A 17,510-nucleotide genomic window follows, 5' to 3' on the forward strand; every position below is an offset into this window, starting at 1 on the left:
TTAAAAAATAGTAATCATTTTGGCACTTTAATTTGGGATGGAAAATCACATACTACATCTCAACTAATTGATATTCCTAGACAAGCAATTATAAAAATTGGAGATACCATAATAACAGGAGGAAAATCAGCTATATTTCCCGAAGGTATAAATATAGGTGTCATAAAAGATTTTAGCTTTGAAAATAACAAATATGAACAGATAAACGTGTTATTATTTAATGATATGAGTGCTATTGGTTACGTACAGGTAGTGAAAAATCTTCAAAAAAATGAACAGAAAAATTTAGAACAAACTACTAATAATGAATAATTTAATACTTTCAAATACTATTCGCTTTATAGGCTTGGTGCTTTTGCAAGTATTAATTCTAAACCACATAGATTTATTTGGGTATATAAATCCAATCGCTTATATCATATGGATATTTCTATTTCCAATTAGAAAAAATAAAAGTTTATTATTAATAGCCAGTTTTTTATTAGGACTTTCAATCGATTTTTTTTCAGATTCAGGAGGGATTAATGCTGCTGCAACGCTATTTATAGCATTTATTAGACTACCTATATTAAAAGCCATTTTGAGAAAATCTGATTTCGATTACGTGCAATTCAAAATAAGGACCATTTCATTAGACAAAATATTTATATATATAACTACGTTAACAATTATACACCATTTTATAGTTTTTTCGCTTGAGTACTTTAGCTTTAATGATTTTACAACTATAATTTCTAATACTTTTTTTACAAGTATATTTACAATCCTTATAAGTATTTTTGGAATACTACTATTTGTTAAAAAAAATAATTAAGTGCTAATTGCTGTGAGCAATAAAAAACAATAAAACTAAACACATGAAAAGAACTGGTTTATTATTTTTTATAATTATTTCTGTAGGAATAATTTTTATAATACGTCTGTTCTATTTACAAGTTGTAAATAATACATATAATAAGCCTACCATAAATAATTCTGCTGTAAAAATAATGTATGACTACCCTGAAAGAGGATACGTCTATGACAGAAATGGTGTTTTACTGGTTTCCAATCAGTTATCTTATGATATTATGGTAATTCCCAGAGAAGTACAACCTTTGGACACTATTGAATTTTGTTCTTTATTAAATATAAATAAAGAAGATTTTATAAAAAAATTCGAAAAGGCAAAACATTATTCCACTAGAATTCCTTCTACATTTTTAGCGCAATTATCTAAAAATGATTATGCATATTTACAAGAGAAAATGCATAAGTTTAAAGGGTTTTACATTCAAAAACGATTATTAAGAAAATACCCTATAAATTCAGCACCAAATGTATTAGGTTATATAAGTGAAGTAAATGAAGACCTAATAAAGAAAAACCCTATCTATCAATTAGGTGAATTAATAGGAACTGCAGGAGTAGAAAAAACTTATGAAGATATTTTACGTGGTACAAAAGGTGTTAAATATATTCAAAGAGATCGCTTTAACAAAGAAATTGGTACTTATAAAAATGGGATTTATGATACATTACCAATACCTGGTAAAGACTTAACATTAACAATCGATTCTAAATTACAACAATATGGTGAATCTCTTATGATCAATAAACGTGGTGGAATTGTTGCTATAGAACCTTCAACAGGCGAAATATTAGCCATGATTTCAACTCCAACTTACAATCCTAATTTAATGGTTGGAAGAGAGCGCTCAAAAAATTTCACAAACCTTTATCTTGACACTATTCATAGACCATTACTAGACCGAGGTTTACAGGGGGAATATCCTCCCGGATCACCTTTTAAAGTAATAACAGCACTTGCTGCACTGCAAGAAAATGTTATTAATACAACAACAACTATTAAATGCTTTGGAGGTTATCGTTATGGTTCTGGTAAGGGCGCCTTTATGGAATGCCATTGTGGAACCCACGGAAATCCAGTTGAACTAAACAAAGCTATTTATAGATCGTGCAATAGTTATTTTTCAAATGCCTATAGAAAATCTATCGAAAAATACCAAACTGCTGTAGAAGGTATGGACGTTTGGAGTAACCATGTTAAAAGTTTTGGCTTGGGAAATTATTTAAATAATGATTTGTCTGTTGGAAAAAAAGGGTTAGTTCCTGATGCCAAATTCTATAATAAATGGTATCCAGATTCTAGGTGGACTGCCACCTACAGTATTTCAAATGCAATTGGCCAAGGGGAAATATTAACTACACCTATGCAGCTCGCAAATATGACAGCCACAGTTGCTAATAGAGGATTTTATTATACTCCTCATATTGTAAAAGATATTTTTGGAAAACAACTCGATGAAAAATACACAACTCCCAAATATACATCTATCGACGAAAGGCATTTTGAACCAGTTATAGAAGGTTTATTTGATGTATTTGAAAACCCACATGGTACAGCTCATTGGTCTAAAGTAAAAGGAATTGAAATTTGTGGAAAGACTGGAACTTCTGAAAATCCTCATGGGCAAGATCACTCAATTTTTATAGCATTTGCACCAAAAGACAATCCTAAAATAGCAATTGCTGTTTTTGTTGAAAATGGTTATTGGGGTTCTAGATGGGCAGGTCCAATTGCTACTTTAATGATTGAAAAATATTTAAATGGGGAAACCCTAAGACCTTGGGAAGAACAGCGTATGCTTAATGGAAGTTTAGAAGATGAATATAATAAACAATTAATAGAAACTATAAAAATTGAGAATTAGAAAAGTTAACATATTTCATGGAATTGACTGGATACTTGTCCTCTTTTATATTATCCTTATTTTTATAGGATGGATAAATATTTATTCAGCAACTATTACTGAAGAACAAATTGGTTTAGTTAACTTTTCTACTGAATATGGGAAGCAACTTATTTGGATTGGGTTTAGTTTTCCAATTATTCTTTTAATTTTAATGTTTGAAGCTAAATTTTATGAAAAATTTGCTTCTATTATATATTTAATAAGTTTAGTATCATTAGTAGGTCTTTTCATATTAGGTAAAAACATTAATGGAGCTACATCTTGGTATGATTTGGGAGGACTTAGTATTCAGCCTTCAGAATTTGCAAAAGCTGCAGCTTCACTAGCTATTGCAAAATTAGTTAGCGAAAAACAATTCAACTTAAAAAAATGGAATACTCAAATACAAGCATTTCTTATTTTAGTTTTTCCTGCTATTCTAATTACCTTACAACCAGACCCTGGTTCAGCACTCGTATATTCTGCATTTATTTTTGTATTGTATAGAGAAGGGTTACCTGTTTATTATGTTACAATTGGTTTTCTTGCAATATTTCTTTTTATAATTACGCTTTATTTTGGATATTTATATGTGCTTATAGGTTCGTTATTATTATTTCTTGTAATTCTGCTATTGTTTAATTTTTACAGGAAAAAAGCACTAAAAAAAGGATGGCTTAAAATTTTAGGTATCTATTTAATTTCCGTAATCTTTATTATTAGTGTAGATGTTGTATTTAATAAGGTTTTTGAACAACGCCACAGAGATAGATTTGACATTTTATTAGGTAAGACAACCGATATAAAAAGTATTGGGTACAATACAAACCAATCCGTTACAACTATTGCATCTGGAGGTTTATCTGGAAAAGGTTTTTTAGATGGGGAGCGTACTCAAGGTAATTTTGTGCCAGAACAACAAACAGACTATATATTTACAACTGTTGGTGAAGAATGGGGATTTATTGGAAGCACGTTGGTTGTACTCATATTCATCTCCTTTATATTAAGGATTATTTATATTGCTGAAAGACAAAAATCAAAGTTTAGTAGGGTCTATGGTTACAGTATCGCCGCAATATTTTTTACTCACTTTACTATAAATATAGGTATGGTATTAGGTTTATTACCAACAATAGGAATTCCTTTACCTTTTTTTAGCTATGGTGGTTCTGCGCTATGGGGTTTTACAGTGTTGCTATTTATTTTTATTAGATTAGACGCTAATCGATCTTACGAATGGTAGTAAAATGTTGAATTAGTTATATAAAAAAACATCCTTAATAGGATGTTTTTTTATAATATATTTTGAATTAAAATTAAATTGCAGCTACGTGTTTTGCTAATTTAGATTTTAAATTGCTTGCCTTATTTTTATGAATAATATTCTTTTTTGCTAATCTATCTAGCATTGAAACTACTTTTGGATATAATTCCTCAGCATCTTTCTTTTCAGTCGCAGCACGTAAATCTCTAACAGCATTACGAGTTGTTTTATGCTGATATTTATTTCTTAATTGCTTAGCGCGATTTGATCTAATTCTCTTTAATGCTGACTTGTGATTTGCCATTTTTAATTTTTTAATTAATTTCTTGTAGTCCGTAGGGGAATCGAACCCCTGTTACATGGATGAAAACCATGCGTCCTAACCCCTAGACGAACGGACCGCTTTGTTTTTTTACGATGACAGTATTTCGTCATTGCGGATGCAAAAATACAACTATTTTTCAATCTGCAAAACTTTTTTTAAAAAATTAATAAGCTTTTGCAAATAAAACTCTCTGAGTAGACTTTCCCCCAGTAAATACGCACTTTCCTTCTTCAATTTTATTATTTAAAGGAATACATCTTATGGTTGCTTTTGTTAAATCTTTAATTTTTTCTTCCGTTTCTTTTGTTCCATCCCAATGTGCTGAAACAAAACCTGCTTTATGCTCTAAAACATCTTTAAATTCTTCAAACGTATTTACTTCTGTAATATGAGTATCTCTGTAATCTAAAGCTTTATTAAACAAGTTATTTTGAATATCTTCTAATGTTTTTTCAACATAACTAACTACATCATCTTGAGAAATGCTTTTCTTCTCTAATGTGTCTCTACGAGCAATTTCAAGTGTCCCCTCTTCTAAATCTCTTGGCCCCATTGCAATTCTTAATGGAACTCCTTTTAATTCATATTGAGCAAACTTCCAACCTGGCTTATATGTTGTTCTATTATCAAACTTAACTGAAACTCCTTTTTTACGCAACTCTTTTACAATTTCATTTACTTTTACAGAAATTGCATCCAATTGCTCATCATTTCTATGTATTGGAATTATAACAACTTGAATTGGGGCCAGATTTGGTGGCAATACCAATCCTAAATCATCTGAGTGCGTCATTACTAAAGCGCCCATTAATCTAGTTGAAACACCCCATGATGTTGCCCAAACATGTTCTCGTTTTCCTTCTTTTGAAGTAAACATAACATCAAATGCTTTTGCGAAATTTTGACCTAAAAAATGTGAAGTTCCAGCTTGTAATGCTTTTCCATCTTGCATTAAACCTTCAATACAATACGTCTCAACAGCACCTGCAAATCGTTCACTTTCAGTTTTCAATCCTTTTATAACTGGCATTGCCATATACTTTTCGGCAAATTCGGCATAAATATCAAGTATTAATTCCGATTCTGTAACAGCTTCATTTTTAGTCGCATGAGCCGTATGACCTTCTTGCCATAAAAATTCAGCCGTACGTAAAAACAATCGAGTACGCATTTCCCAACGCACAACATTTGCCCATTGATTTATTAATAAAGGTAAATCTCTGTATGATTCAATCCATCTTCTGTAGGTATCCCAAATAATTGTTTCAGAAGTTGGACGAACTATTAATTCTTCTTCTAATTTTGCATCAGGATCAACTATTAATCCACTTCCATCTTCCGCATTTTTAAGTCGGTAATGTGTTACTACTGCACATTCTTTTGCAAATCCATCTACGTGAGCTGCTTCTTTACTTAAAAATGATTTAGGTATAAATAAAGGGAAATATGCATTTTCATGACCTGTTTCTTTAAACTTTTTGTCTAACTCAGCTTGCATTTTTTCCCAAATTGCATAGCCATATGGTTTTATAACCATACAACCTCTTACACCTGAATTCTCGGCTAAATCTGCCTTTACAACTAGTTCATTATACCATTTAGAATAGTCATCTTCTCTCTTTGTTAATTTCTTACTCATAATTAAAGGTTTGGCATAAATATTGCATCTTTTTAATAAGAAAAAGATTAATTTCGACAAAACTAATTCTTTTTAAATAGTTCAACAATAAAAATTACAACTGATTATGGAAGTTTCTAAAATAATTAACCTAAAAAACTCACAAATTAGTCTTTTAGTAGTGCTGATGGCAAGTTTATATTCTTGTGGTACTTATCAAAGTGCTTACAATAATGATGATGACGGTATTTATTCTTCATCAACCAATCAAAACCAACAAGAAGTTGTTATTGTTGAAAACAACTCTGATTTTGATAAAGATTATTTTTCTCGCCAGCTTGAAGATCTTCAAAATTTAAATGAAGATGATACCTTTACTAATATTGATGAATATTATTACGAAGATGCTCAAGTTGAAAACGATACTATTTATAATGATTATGATGCTCCTTGGGAGTATTCTGATGATGTAGTAATTACCATAAATTCTGGATATGCTAGTTCAGGTTATTACTGGCATAGCCCTTTTTACTATTCATACAATAATTATTACCCTTATTATTCAAATTACTATTCACCTTGGAGATACAATAATCCATATTATTACTATGGCTATAACACTCCTTTTTATCAATTTGGGTATTATGATAATTATTACCCTTATTATGGTTATTCTCATTACGGCCATTCTCGCTATGATTATTACAATAACTCCATTCCATATAACAGATATGACCATTACGGGAAAAGAACTACTTACAATACTAATACAAGAAGAGCTAACGCATTAACCTCAACAACAGCAAGTAGAAGAAGTACTGCAGCAACTAGTAGTAGGAATGTAACTTCTAAAAGAGTTGGAAATACCTCTAGAAGTTCAAACACAAGAAATTCTTCAACAAGTACAAGTACTAGAAATTACAGACAACCTGTAAGAAGTTCTAATACTAGAAATTCTTCAACAGGAACAAGAACTATTAGAAATATTGTTGATACCCGTTCACAACCTTCAACTAATAGAAATTACAATACTGAATACAGAACAACTACTAAAAATGAAAGACGTGCTCCTATTTCACAAACAAAAAGCACAAATACAAATAGCCGAAGTTCGTCTAGAAATAATAGTTCTCCTTCTGTAAACAGAAGTAGTAATAGCAATAGTAGTTCTTCGGCAAGTTCATCTTCATCAAGATCATCTGGAAGTAGTTCGTCTTCATCAAATAGCAGTTCATCTAGAAGAAGTTCAACCCGTAATTAAAAATAAGACATCATGAAAAAATTATATTTTACAGTAATGCTTTTAAGCGTTGCTTATATTTCTAACGCACAAACTTTAAGTTATAATAACATAGGCGTATTGTTTTCAACAGAAAACATAAACGGAACCGCACGCTATAATGCTATGAGTGGAGCATTTGGAGCATTGGGTGGTGATTTATCATCAATTGAAACAAATCCTGCTGGCGCTGCAGTATTTATAAAAAGTGAATTTGCAGTTTCACTAAATATTAGAAATACTGAAACAACATCTTCTTTTTATGGAACAAGTGAACTTACAGATAATGATTACACAAACTTATCACAAGCTGGTGGTGTATTTGTATTTAACACCAATCGTAATTCCGATTGGAGTAACCTTGCATTAGGTTTTAATTATAGTATTGCTAATGATTTTAAAGGCCTTTGGTTAGCAAGTGGTAATAGTGGTTTTGCACCAATTTCAGATATTTATGATCCTACGGTTGTATATGGAAATTCAGATGGTCAATATTTTGAAAATTTTACCGATGGAAGAAATAATAAATACACGTTTACTATTGCTTCACAATACCAAGATAATTTATATGTTGGAGCATCTATAAATACTTATGATTTAGAACATTACCAAAGTGCACTTATAGAAGAATATAATAATGATGGTAGTGGAAATACTTATGATGTATCTCAAATTCAAGAATTATTAACTTATGGCGATGGTTACTCATTTTCAATTGGTTTTATCTCTAAGCCAAGTGAAAATATTCGCTTCGGATTGGCTTATCAATCACCAGTTTGGTACAATCTTTCTGAAGAATTTGTTGAGTATGATGTAAATATATTTGAAAATAATGTGAGTACTGAAACTGATTTTTCGGGTGTAAATGGTTATGATTATGAATTAAGAACGCCCAGTAAATTAACGGGTAGTTTTGCATATATTTTTGACAAACAAGGGCTAATTAGTATTGATTATATTTATAAAAACTATAGCAACATAGAAATAAATAGCCCTGGGTTTTCGGTCGAAAACACAGCATTTAATACTGATTTAGAAAGCACTGGACAATTACGTATTGGTACTGAATGGCGTTTTGACGATATCTCTATTAGAGGTGGTTATCATATGGAAAAAAGCCCTTATAAGAACGCATTAGGTTCTGATGATACAGACGGATTTTCACTTGGTGCCGGTTACAAATTTAGAGGTGGAAAATTAGATTTCGCTTACCAAAAATCTACAAACACTTCATCCCATGATTTTTACCCCCAACATAACTTTGATAATCGTGATAATCCTTCTAATCAAATAAATACTACTAATTTAGATTTTGATACTTCAAAATTTACAGCAACACTAGTACTAAGTATTTAATATATAACATTCTATTATAGTAAACGCCTCTAAATTGAGGCGTTTTTTATTTTCAACCCAATACATTAAGTATGTTTTAGTACTTTTGCACAAATAATTAAAAAAAATGGAAACAATTTCTTTAAGAATAGAAAAAACTACAACTGATACAATTATAAAATTCACGGCAAACGAAGTGTTAATTAGTGGAAGTTACCAATTTAATAATATTGATGAAGCGAAGAATTCACCTTTAGCTCAACAATTATTTCATTTACCATTTGTAAAACAAGTTTATATTTCAGCAAACTTTATAGCTGTTGAAAGATTTAACATTGTTGAATGGAGTGACGTTCAGGAAGAACTAAAAGAACAAATTGAAATTTATTTAAACAACCCAGGTGTTTTGGTTTTAGAAGAAAATGAACCTCAACAAAAAATTCCTGTTGAAGTTTATGCTGAATCAACACCAAATCCTTCAGTCCAAAAATTTGTTGCTAATAAAAAATTAGTTGAAACAGATTTTGAATTTAAAGATAAAGAAGAAGCTAAAAACTCACCTTTAGCAACTGAATTATTTAATTTTGAATATGTTAAAGAAGTATTTATTTCAGAAAATTATGTTTCAATCACAAAATTAGAGACAGCGGATTGGGGTGAAATAACTGTAGAAGTTAGAAGTTTTATTAGACAATATATTGCAGATGGAAAAACAATAGCCTCCATCAATGCTCAACAAAAAAAGCATACTCAAACTATTGAAGAAGCAACAACTAATCTTGATGATGTTTCAAAACAAATAATTGATCTTTTAGATCAATATGTAAAACCTGCAGTTGCTGCTGACGGAGGAAATATTGCATTTCAATCTTACGATGCAACTACACAAACAGTGAATGTAATTTTGCAAGGTGCTTGTAGCGGTTGTCCTTCATCAACAATTACATTAAAAAATGGTATTGAAAATATGCTAAAACAACTAATCCCGGGAAAAATTGGGCAAGTTGTAGCTGTAAATTACTAACTATTTATGAGTGAAAAAGTAAAGCCCTATAAAAATTCTGAACTTGGCAAAAAAGAGCAAGTTGCAAAAATGTTTGATACAATTTCTAAAGAATACGACGGTTTAAACCGTGTTATATCTTTTGGAATTGATGTGAAATGGCGTAATAAAGTTGTTAAAATAATTGGAGATACAAATCCAAATTCAATTTTAGACATTGCAACTGGAACAGGTGATTTAGCAATTAATTTAACTAAAACAAAAGCTTCAAAAATAATTGGATTAGATATTTCTGAAGGGATGCTTGAAGTTGGAAGAAAAAAAATTGAAAAATTAAATTTAAATAATACTATTGAAATGGTATTTGGCGATTCCGAAAAAATTCCTTTTGAAGACAATTCTTTTGATGCTATTACAGTTGCTTTTGGTGTTCGTAATTTTGAAAATTTAGAAAAAGGTTTATCTGAAATATACCGAGTTTTAAAAACCGGAGGAACTTTTGCTGTTTTAGAAACTTCAATACCAACCAAAACTCCATATAAACAAGGATATACATTTTATTCTAAAAATATTTTACCTTTAATTGGTAAATTATTTTCAAAAGACAAATCAGCTTATAAATATTTATCAGATTCAGCCGCTGCATTTCCTTATGGAGAAGCTTTCAACAATATTTTACAAAAAATTGGGTTTATAGCTATTGAAAATAAACCTCAAACTTTTGGGGTTGCTTCAATTTATATAGCAAAAAAATAATAGATGAAAAAAGTTTTTGTAACATCCATTTTATGTTTCTTTATATTGAACAATAGTATTGCTCAAAAAAGAGATATTGTTCAATACAAACAAAATTGGGACAAACAAATAGTTTTTTGGGGTTATTATCTTGGACTGAACAAAAAAGATTTTAAAATATCTTATATAACACCTGATACATTTATAAACGTTACAAGTTCTTCAGGTTTTGAAGTTGGGTTAATTGGTGATATTAGATTGCACAAAAATATTAACTTACGTTTGGAACCTGGACTTTCTAGCAACACAAAAACACTAGAATTTACAAATATTGAAGGTAATGACAATGTTAGGTTAAGAGAGGTAAATGGAACTTATTTAAGAATCCCATTATTGTTAAAATTTAGTACCGATAGATTAAATAATATGAGACCTTATGTAGTTGGTGGAGTTTCGTACGATTTTAATTTTTCTAGTAATCAGGATAATCCTAATGATAATTTAGATGGAGAATTTAGAATGACCAAAAATAATTTTATGTATGAAGTTGGTGTAGGAGTTGATTTATATTTACCATACTTTATTTTTTCACCATCAATTAGAGGTGTTTTCGCCATTAATAATGAATTGGTGAGAGATGTTGATCCTAATAGCCAATGGACTGGCAATATTGATTATTTTGGAACCAGAGGCATTTTTATAAAATTTGCTTTTCACTAAAAATAAAATTTACTTTATCGCTTAAATTCACTTAATAAAATTGCTGTAGCAGTTGCTACATTTAAACTTTCTGTTTGCTGTAAGTCTCCAAATCTAGGTATTGAAATTGTTTTAGTTAACAATTTTAAAATTGATTTACTAATTCCGTTGGCTTCATTTCCCATCACTAAAATTGCATCTTTAGGCAAACTACTTTTATAAACATTCTCCCCTTCCATTAATGATGCATATTTAGGCAGTTCCATATTTTGTAAATAAGTTTCCAAATCCATATAAACAATAGTTACTCTTGTTAAAGACCCCATAGATGCTTGTACTACTTTTGAGTTATAACAATCAACTGTATTTTTTGAGCAAATAAGCTGATCAACTCCAAACCAATCACACAATCTAATAATGGTTCCTAAATTTCCAGGGTCATTTATTTCATCTAAAGCAACAATTAGCCCTTCTTTTTTTATAGATTCATTTAAAGGAATTTTAAAAATTCCTAATACATTATTAGGTGTTTTAAGTGTGCTTATTTTTTTTAATTCAACTTCAGAAATTATGACCGCTTTATCTATATTTTGATACGCTAATTTATCAACACAAAATAACTGTTCCAATTCAAAATTTGAGTTTAAAAATTCGTTTACAACTTTTGTGCCTTCCGCAATAAATAAATTATAATTGGTTCGGTACTTTTTTTGCTGTAAGCTCGTTATTAATTTTAACTGATTTTTACTTAAACTCATGTTTTTAATTATAGAAGATTGTAATTTGATAATACTTTGAAAAGGTTTACTTTTGAAACAAATTTAAACTCTTATTTGTTGAAAAACAATATTATAATATTAATAATTCTACTAAGTATATCTTATAGTTTTTCATCGTGCAATACAGTAAGGTATGTTCCTGATAATAAACACCTGCTTACTAAAAACACCGTAATTGTTAATGATAAGAAAATTGTTGATAATGAAATAATAGATTATATCGTTCAACGCCCAAATCAATTAGTGTTGGGTATTCCATTTCCTCTCCATTTTCACAATGTTGGGAATAAGAATTTTGAAACCGATTTCGAAAAATGGAAATTAACCAACCCTAATTCGTACAACTTTACAAAAAATGTGTTTTCAGAAAAGCAAGCCCGAGGAATTCGGAATTTTAAATACGACACAAATCAATGGTTTTTAAATAATGGAGAGCCACCTGTAATTTTTGATGCTAAAAAGGCTACACAAACTACAGAAAATTTAATACTCCATTACTATAATGAAGGGTATTTTAAAGCTAAAGTAACCTTTGAAGAAAAAATAATAAAGGACAAAAAATCTAAAGTTAATTATTATATAAACACAGACAAGCCCTATACTATAGACAGCATTCAAACAACAATTGAATCAAAAATTTTGGATTCAATATATCGCATTCATGAAAACGAGTCTTTCATAAGAAAAGAAAACATCTTTAAACTTTCTTCATTTGTAAATGAACAAAATAGATTAACTAAATTATATAGGAACTCAGGTGTTTTTAGATTTAGTAAAAATGCTATAACATTTGAAGCTGATTCTGCTAATTATAAATCTGATATAGATCTTATTATTAATGATAGTATTGGCGTTTTTCCTTTTAAAATTCAAAAAATAAAAAACGTAAATATTTATACAGATTTCTCTTACAATACGAAAGAAAATCCTATTAAAGATAGCATTAATTACAATGGATATACATTTTTAGCACAGAATAAATTAAAGTATAATCCTAAAATATTATTGAATTCTATTTTTATTGAACCTAATTCTATTTACAAAGATGAAACCCGCGAATTAACCCGTAAAAATATAAGAGGTTTAAATAACTTTAGATCTGTTGATATAAAATATACTGAATTGGAAAATGACATGCTAGAAGCAAGCATATTCTTAACTCCCCTTAAAAAATATTCAATTGGATTTAGTACTGAACTAACACATTCTAATATTAGGCAACTTGGTGTTTCTGGTAAATTGTCATTTTTAAATAGAAATATTTTTAAAGGATCCGAAATCTTAAAATTTTCTATTCAAGGATCATTTTTAGATTCAAAAGATGCTGCTAGTAATGAAAGTTTATTAAATGCTTGGGAAATTGGAGGTGACGTCTCCTTAGAACTTCCAAGATTCTTAGTGCCTTTTAACCCTGAAAAAATTATTTCAAAAAAGAAATCACCAAAAACAATGTTCACATTAGGAACAAGTTTGCAAAAAAATATTGGTTTAGATAAGCAAAAATTTACAGGAATAGTAGATTATACTTGGCAATCATCTTTAACTGAAAAACATAGTTTTCAACTTTTAAATGCACAATTTATTCAAAATTTGAATATTGATTCCTATTTTAACATTTATACATCTGAGTATAATAATCTTGCTGAAATTAAAGATAACTATTTTCCCAATGAGATTTTAACTGAACAAAATGCAATAACATTTATTGAAACTTTTATTAACTCAGATTTTAAAAACACAAATGCTACTGAATATCAAACGGCAAAAAATATAGAAGGTCGGTATAATATTATTACTGAAGATGTACTAATCCCCGTGGTAGCTTATACTTATACATACAACAATAGTGAAAATTATAAGGATACAGATTTTTCATTTTTTAGAGCTAGAATTGCTTCATCAGGTAATTTAACTACTTTATTAACTACAAAAAAAGATGATAATAATGTAAAAACATTTTTAAATACTCCTATAGCTCAATATATAAGAACCGATTTAGAATATAAAAAATTCTGGAACATATCTTTAGAAAACGTGTTAGCTTTTAGAAGTTCTTTAGGTATAGCAATACCATATGGAAATTCAAGCACTATACCATTTAGCAGAAGTTATTTTATTGGTGGACCAAACGATTTAAGAGCTTGGAAAATTTATGACCTAGGACCTGGATCATCACAAAGTGGTTTAGAGTTTAATGTGGGAAATCTAAAATTTATAAATAGTTTAGAATATAGGTTTAAAGTAATTAACAGTATTAAAGGAGCTTTATTTGTGGATGCAGGAAATATTTGGGATATATCAAACTCATCTATAACTTCTTCCGAAGCAAAATTTAACGGTTTTAATTCTTTAAAAGATATTGCAGTTGGATCAGGGTTTGGTGTTAGATATGACCTAAGTTTTATTTTATTACGATTAGATTTAGGCTTTAAAACATATGAACCTTACCTTCCTAATGGAGACAAATGGTTTACTAATTATAATTTCAGTAAAACTGTTTATAATTTTGGTATTAGCTATCCTTTCTAAAAAAACTATTACGATTTCGTTTTTTTTCTATTCAAATTAGATTTTTAACAGCTATAATTCCTTAATTTTGCTACAATTAAGTTATCAATATTAATTACACATAAAATATTATGAGTCATACAATTAAACCAGGAGTTGCAACAGGTAAAGAGGTACAGGAAATTTTTAAATTAGCAAAAGCAAAAAAATTCGCGTTACCTGCCGTAAACGTCATAGGGTCAAATACAATTAATACGGTTTTAGAAACTGCTAAAGAATTAAATTCACCAGTAATTATTCAATTTTCAAATGGTGGAGCTCAATTTAATGCAGGGAAAGGATTGTCTAACGAAGGGCAAAAAGCTGCTATTGCTGGTGGAGTTGCTGGGGCAAAACATGTTCACACTTTAGCATTAGCTTACGGAGTACCTGTAATTTTACATACAGACCATTGTGCTAAAAAATTATTACCTTGGATTGATGGATTATTAGATGCAGGAGAACAATTCTACAAAGAAAATGGAATTCCATTATTTAGCTCTCACATGATTGATTTATCTGAAGAGTCTTTAGAAGAAAATATAGAAATTTGCAAAACTTATTTGACTCGTATGAGCAAAATGGGAATGACGTTAGAAATTGAGTTAGGAATTACTGGTGGTGAAGAAGATGGAGTTGATAATTCTGATATAGATGCTTCAAAATTATATACACAACCTGAAGAAGTTGCTTATGCATATAATGAACTTAAAAAAGTAAGCGATAATTTCACAATTGCGGCTTCATTTGGTAATGTTCACGGTGTATACAAACCAGGTAATGTGAAATTAACTCCAAAAATATTAGATAATTCACAAAAATATATTGAAGAAAAAAACGGAACTGAAGCAAACCCTGTAGATTTTGTATTCCACGGTGGTTCAGGTTCATCTCTTGAAGAAATTAGAGAGGCAATTGGGTACGGAGTTATTAAAATGAACATTGATACAGATTTACAATTTGCTTTTGCAGAAGGAATTAGAGACTATATGAATGATAAAATCGACTATTTAAGAACACAAATAGGGAATCCTGATGGAGCTGATCAACCAAATAAAAAATATTACGATCCACGTGGATGGTTACGTAAAGGTGAAGAAACATTTAAAACTCGTTTAATTGAAGCATTTAAAGATTTAAACTGTGTAAACACTTTATAATCAATATAATAAATAATTAAATTAACAAAGAGAACATTTTTTTAGATGTTCTCTTTGTTTTTTTTAGTAATTTGCACTCCTATTTTCAACTAAAACAAATTAAGTATGTCATCATGGTTTCAAAGAAAAGATAAAGGAATTCAGACATTAACTGAAGATAAAAAAGATGTACCAAAAGGATTATGGTACAAAACGCCAAGCGGTAAAGTTGTAGACTCAAAAGAATTAAAACTCAACTATTATGTTAGCCCAGAAGATGGTTACCATGTTAAAATAGGAAGTGCTGAATATTTTGAAATTCTTTTTGATGATAATACATTTAAAGAATTTGATAAAGACATGGTCTCTAAAGATCCTTTAAAATTTACTGACACTAAAAAATATACTGACAGATTAAAGGATGCTTATGAAAAAACAAACTTAAAAGATGCTGTAAGAACTGCTGTTGGAAAATCTTTTGGGAAAGATTTAGTAATAGCTGCAATGGATTTTAGTTTTATTGGTGGCTCCATGGGAAGTGTTGTAGGAGAAAAAATTTCGAGAGCAATTGATTATTCAATAAAACACAAAGTTCCATTTTTAATGATTTCAAAATCTGGTGGTGCAAGAATGATGGAAGCTGCTATTTCATTAATGCAATTAGTAAAAACTTCTGCTAAATTAGCACAACTTGCTGAAGTTAATATTCCATACATATCATTATGTACAGATCCAACTACTGGAGGAACAACAGCTTCATATGCAATGTTAGGAGATATAAATATTGCTGAACCTGATGCTTTAGTAGCATTTGCAGGCCCTAGAGTTGTAAAAGATACCACTGGGAAAGAATTACCTCCTGGGTTTCAACGTTCAGAATTTGTTCTTGAACACGGATTTTTAGATAAAATTGTAGAACGTAAAAACTTAAAAAATCAAGTAAATTTATATATAGATTTAATTCAAAATTTACCAATTAGAAAATAAAAAAAGCGAGCTATAAATAGCTCGCTTTTTTTATTTAAACTATAGTTTAACAAAATTAATGCATCCTTCTTTTTAGAGTTATTTCAGTCTCCACACCATCACTGTCTGTTAAAACAGCAATATCATCACAACTTCCATTCCCGAAATTTAATGAACTTGTAAGTTCTCCTTTTGTATATTCAATTATACCACTTACAATAAATTTACAAGCCATTTCTCTTCTTAATGCTTCAGTAATAATTGCTGAACAAACCGTATCATCTTTAAACGTATTTGTCCAATTTCCTGTAATTAAATAAACATTATCACCCCAAGTTTTTGTATCATAACCTTCAATCCATTCTCTTGTTTTTGTACCTAATCTTGAAACAAACTCTCCATCTAACCAAGTTAAAGTCATATCAATTGTTTTAGTAGACTCAGGATTTCCATTTTCATTTTCCTTTATTCTAACAATTGTATTTTCCCCAACAACAGTAATATCATTAAACATAAACCCTTCAAAAGACTGAATAACAGTTATTATTTGCAATTCTAAATCAAAAGAATAATTCATAATAATTTTACCCGAAATAATATTTCCACTAGGCAATTCACAACCATCACCAAAATCTAATGTTACAGTTTTAAATGTCCCATCTATAACAACAGTTTTAATAACACAATCTGGCATTCCACCAAATCTATCGTCAGTTTTTGAAGCATCATCCTTTCCGCTAAGGGTAAATTCATCATATAAAAAATCATCTATTATATTATCAACTTCATCTGATATATCTTCAGATTCTACAAGAGCAATTGCTTCTTCATCTGATATAACATCTACTACTTCTGCTACATCAGTTACTTCAACCAAATTACTATCTTCACAACTTGTGAAAACCAATCCGCTTACCATAAAAATTGCAACCAACTTTAATTTTAAATTATTCATTCTCATAATATTAGTGTTTTAATTGTTAACATTCATATTATCTTAGACCTTATGAAATCATAAAAGTTTAATTGCAACTAAAAATAAATAAGTTGTTTATGTAGTTAATTGTTAATCAAAATAATAAT

General features: G+C 29.4%; 16 protein-coding genes and 1 tRNA gene. 12 read left to right on the top strand and 5 right to left on the bottom strand.

Going from position 1 to position 17,510, the window contains the following annotated elements; genetic code table 11:
- The 4 genes from Q0352_RS06155 to rodA all read left to right on the top strand — a co-directional run.
- Positions 1–312 (top strand): rod shape-determining protein MreC (locus Q0352_RS06155; RefSeq protein WP_299525220.1); only part of this gene is annotated, 312 nt, incomplete at its 5' end.
- Positions 305–814: a rod shape-determining protein MreD gene (gene mreD / locus Q0352_RS06160; RefSeq protein WP_299525223.1), complete on the top strand. Its 510-nt coding sequence runs from the start codon at positions 305–307 to the stop codon at positions 812–814. The genes Q0352_RS06155 and mreD, both read left to right, overlap by 8 nt.
- A 43-nt stretch (positions 815–857) precedes the next feature.
- Positions 858–2,714, top strand: a complete 1,857-nt coding sequence (gene mrdA / locus Q0352_RS06165; protein ID WP_299525226.1) for a penicillin-binding protein 2 — start codon at positions 858–860, stop codon at positions 2,712–2,714.
- A complete protein-coding gene (rodA, locus tag Q0352_RS06170; RefSeq protein WP_299525229.1) occupies positions 2,704–3,981 on the top strand; it encodes a rod shape-determining protein RodA in 1,278 nt (425 codons plus the stop codon). Before mrdA ends, rodA begins: the two co-directional genes overlap by 11 nt.
- 73 nt (positions 3,982–4,054) lie before the next feature.
- Here the strand turns inward: rodA and rpsT are convergent, their stop codons facing one another.
- The 3 genes from rpsT to proS form a co-directional block, all read right to left on the bottom strand.
- Complete coding sequence (gene rpsT / locus Q0352_RS06175; protein WP_299525232.1) at positions 4,055–4,306, bottom strand: 30S ribosomal protein S20; 252 nt, start codon at positions 4,304–4,306, stop codon at positions 4,055–4,057.
- Between the two features lie 25 nt (positions 4,307–4,331).
- A tRNA-Glu gene (locus tag Q0352_RS06180) sits at positions 4,332–4,403 on the bottom strand.
- Positions 4,404–4,490: 87 nt separating this feature from the next.
- Positions 4,491–5,966, bottom strand: a complete 1,476-nt coding sequence (proS, locus tag Q0352_RS06185) for a proline--tRNA ligase (RefSeq protein WP_299525235.1) — start codon at positions 5,964–5,966, stop codon at positions 4,491–4,493.
- Positions 5,967–6,072: 106 nt separating this feature from the next.
- Here proS and Q0352_RS06190 point away from each other — a divergent pair, with 106 nt between their 5' ends.
- The 5 genes from Q0352_RS06190 to Q0352_RS06210 all read left to right on the top strand — a co-directional run bounded on the left by Q0352_RS06190 (position 6,073) and on the right by Q0352_RS06210 (position 11,017).
- Positions 6,073–7,206, top strand: a complete 1,134-nt coding sequence (locus Q0352_RS06190) for a hypothetical protein (protein WP_299525237.1) — start codon at positions 6,073–6,075, stop codon at positions 7,204–7,206.
- A 12-nt stretch (positions 7,207–7,218) separates the two neighbouring features.
- On the top strand, positions 7,219–8,580 hold the full coding sequence (locus Q0352_RS06195; RefSeq protein WP_299525240.1) for an OmpP1/FadL family transporter: 1,362 nt from the start codon (positions 7,219–7,221) through the stop codon (positions 8,578–8,580).
- A 106-nt stretch (positions 8,581–8,686) separates the two neighbouring features.
- A complete protein-coding gene (locus Q0352_RS06200) occupies positions 8,687–9,583 on the top strand; it encodes a NifU family protein (RefSeq protein WP_299525243.1) in 897 nt (298 codons plus the stop codon).
- A gap of 6 nt (positions 9,584–9,589) precedes the next feature.
- Positions 9,590–10,318, top strand: coding sequence for a bifunctional demethylmenaquinone methyltransferase/2-methoxy-6-polyprenyl-1,4-benzoquinol methylase UbiE (gene ubiE, locus Q0352_RS06205; RefSeq protein WP_299525246.1), 729 nt, complete (start codon positions 9,590–9,592; stop codon positions 10,316–10,318).
- 3 nt (positions 10,319–10,321) lie between these two features.
- Positions 10,322–11,017 (top strand): porin family protein, encoded by a 696-nt coding sequence (locus Q0352_RS06210; protein ID WP_299525249.1) that lies wholly within the window; start codon positions 10,322–10,324, stop codon positions 11,015–11,017.
- 14 nt (positions 11,018–11,031) lie between these two features.
- Here Q0352_RS06210 and Q0352_RS06215 read toward each other — a convergent pair whose 3' ends face one another.
- Positions 11,032–11,754 carry an RNA methyltransferase gene (locus tag Q0352_RS06215; protein WP_299525252.1) on the bottom strand — a complete coding sequence of 241 codons (723 nt, stop codon included), beginning with the start codon at positions 11,752–11,754 and terminating at the stop codon, positions 11,032–11,034.
- A gap of 78 nt (positions 11,755–11,832) precedes the next feature.
- On the opposite strand from Q0352_RS06215, the gene Q0352_RS06220 reads away from it, so the two are divergent.
- From Q0352_RS06220 to accD, 3 genes are all read left to right on the top strand, one after another.
- A complete protein-coding gene (locus Q0352_RS06220) occupies positions 11,833–14,304 on the top strand; it encodes a BamA/TamA family outer membrane protein (RefSeq protein WP_299525255.1) in 2,472 nt (823 codons plus the stop codon).
- A 110-nt stretch (positions 14,305–14,414) separates the two neighbouring features.
- Positions 14,415–15,482: a class II fructose-bisphosphate aldolase gene (gene fbaA, locus Q0352_RS06225; protein ID WP_299525258.1), complete on the top strand. Its 1,068-nt coding sequence runs from the start codon at positions 14,415–14,417 to the stop codon at positions 15,480–15,482.
- Positions 15,483–15,587: 105 nt separating this feature from the next.
- Positions 15,588–16,448 carry an acetyl-CoA carboxylase, carboxyltransferase subunit beta gene (gene accD / locus Q0352_RS06230; protein WP_299525261.1) on the top strand — a complete coding sequence of 287 codons (861 nt, stop codon included), beginning with the start codon at positions 15,588–15,590 and terminating at the stop codon, positions 16,446–16,448.
- A 55-nt stretch (positions 16,449–16,503) separates the two neighbouring features.
- Here accD and Q0352_RS06235 read toward each other — a convergent pair whose 3' ends face one another.
- The gene (locus tag Q0352_RS06235; protein WP_299525264.1) at positions 16,504–17,382 is read right to left on the bottom strand and encodes a hypothetical protein; all 879 of its coding nucleotides are present in this window, start codon (positions 17,380–17,382) and stop codon (positions 16,504–16,506) included.
- Between the last annotated feature and the right edge of the window lie 128 nt (positions 17,383–17,510).

The sequence above is a fragment of the uncultured Lutibacter sp. genome, from assembly GCF_937891065.1.
Classification (GTDB): Bacteria; Bacteroidota; Bacteroidia; order Flavobacteriales; family Flavobacteriaceae; genus Lutibacter.

Bases quoted from the DNA above. Each gene is read 5' to 3' on its own strand.
- mreD (WP_299525223.1), top strand. From the start codon at position 305: ATGAATAATTTAATACTTTCAAATACTATTCGCTTTATAGGCTTGGTG.
- mrdA (WP_299525226.1), top strand. From the start codon at position 858: ATGAAAAGAACTGGTTTATTATTTTTTATAATTATTTCTGTAGGAATA.
- rpsT (WP_299525232.1), bottom strand. From the start codon at position 4,306: ATGGCAAATCACAAGTCAGCATTAAAGAGAATTAGATCAAATCGCGCT.
- proS (WP_299525235.1), bottom strand. From the start codon at position 5,966: ATGAGTAAGAAATTAACAAAGAGAGAAGATGACTATTCTAAATGGTAT.
- Q0352_RS06190 (WP_299525237.1), top strand. From the start codon at position 6,073: ATGGAAGTTTCTAAAATAATTAACCTAAAAAACTCACAAATTAGTCTT.
- Q0352_RS06195 (WP_299525240.1), top strand. From the start codon at position 7,219: ATGAAAAAATTATATTTTACAGTAATGCTTTTAAGCGTTGCTTATATT.
- Q0352_RS06200 (WP_299525243.1), top strand. From the start codon at position 8,687: ATGGAAACAATTTCTTTAAGAATAGAAAAAACTACAACTGATACAATT.
- ubiE (WP_299525246.1), top strand. From the start codon at position 9,590: ATGAGTGAAAAAGTAAAGCCCTATAAAAATTCTGAACTTGGCAAAAAA.
- Q0352_RS06210 (WP_299525249.1), top strand. From the start codon at position 10,322: ATGAAAAAAGTTTTTGTAACATCCATTTTATGTTTCTTTATATTGAAC.
- Q0352_RS06215 (WP_299525252.1), bottom strand. From the start codon at position 11,754: ATGAGTTTAAGTAAAAATCAGTTAAAATTAATAACGAGCTTACAGCAA.
- fbaA (WP_299525258.1), top strand. From the start codon at position 14,415: ATGAGTCATACAATTAAACCAGGAGTTGCAACAGGTAAAGAGGTACAG.
- accD (WP_299525261.1), top strand. From the start codon at position 15,588: ATGTCATCATGGTTTCAAAGAAAAGATAAAGGAATTCAGACATTAACT.
- Q0352_RS06235 (WP_299525264.1), bottom strand. From the start codon at position 17,382: ATGAATAATTTAAAATTAAAGTTGGTTGCAATTTTTATGGTAAGCGGA.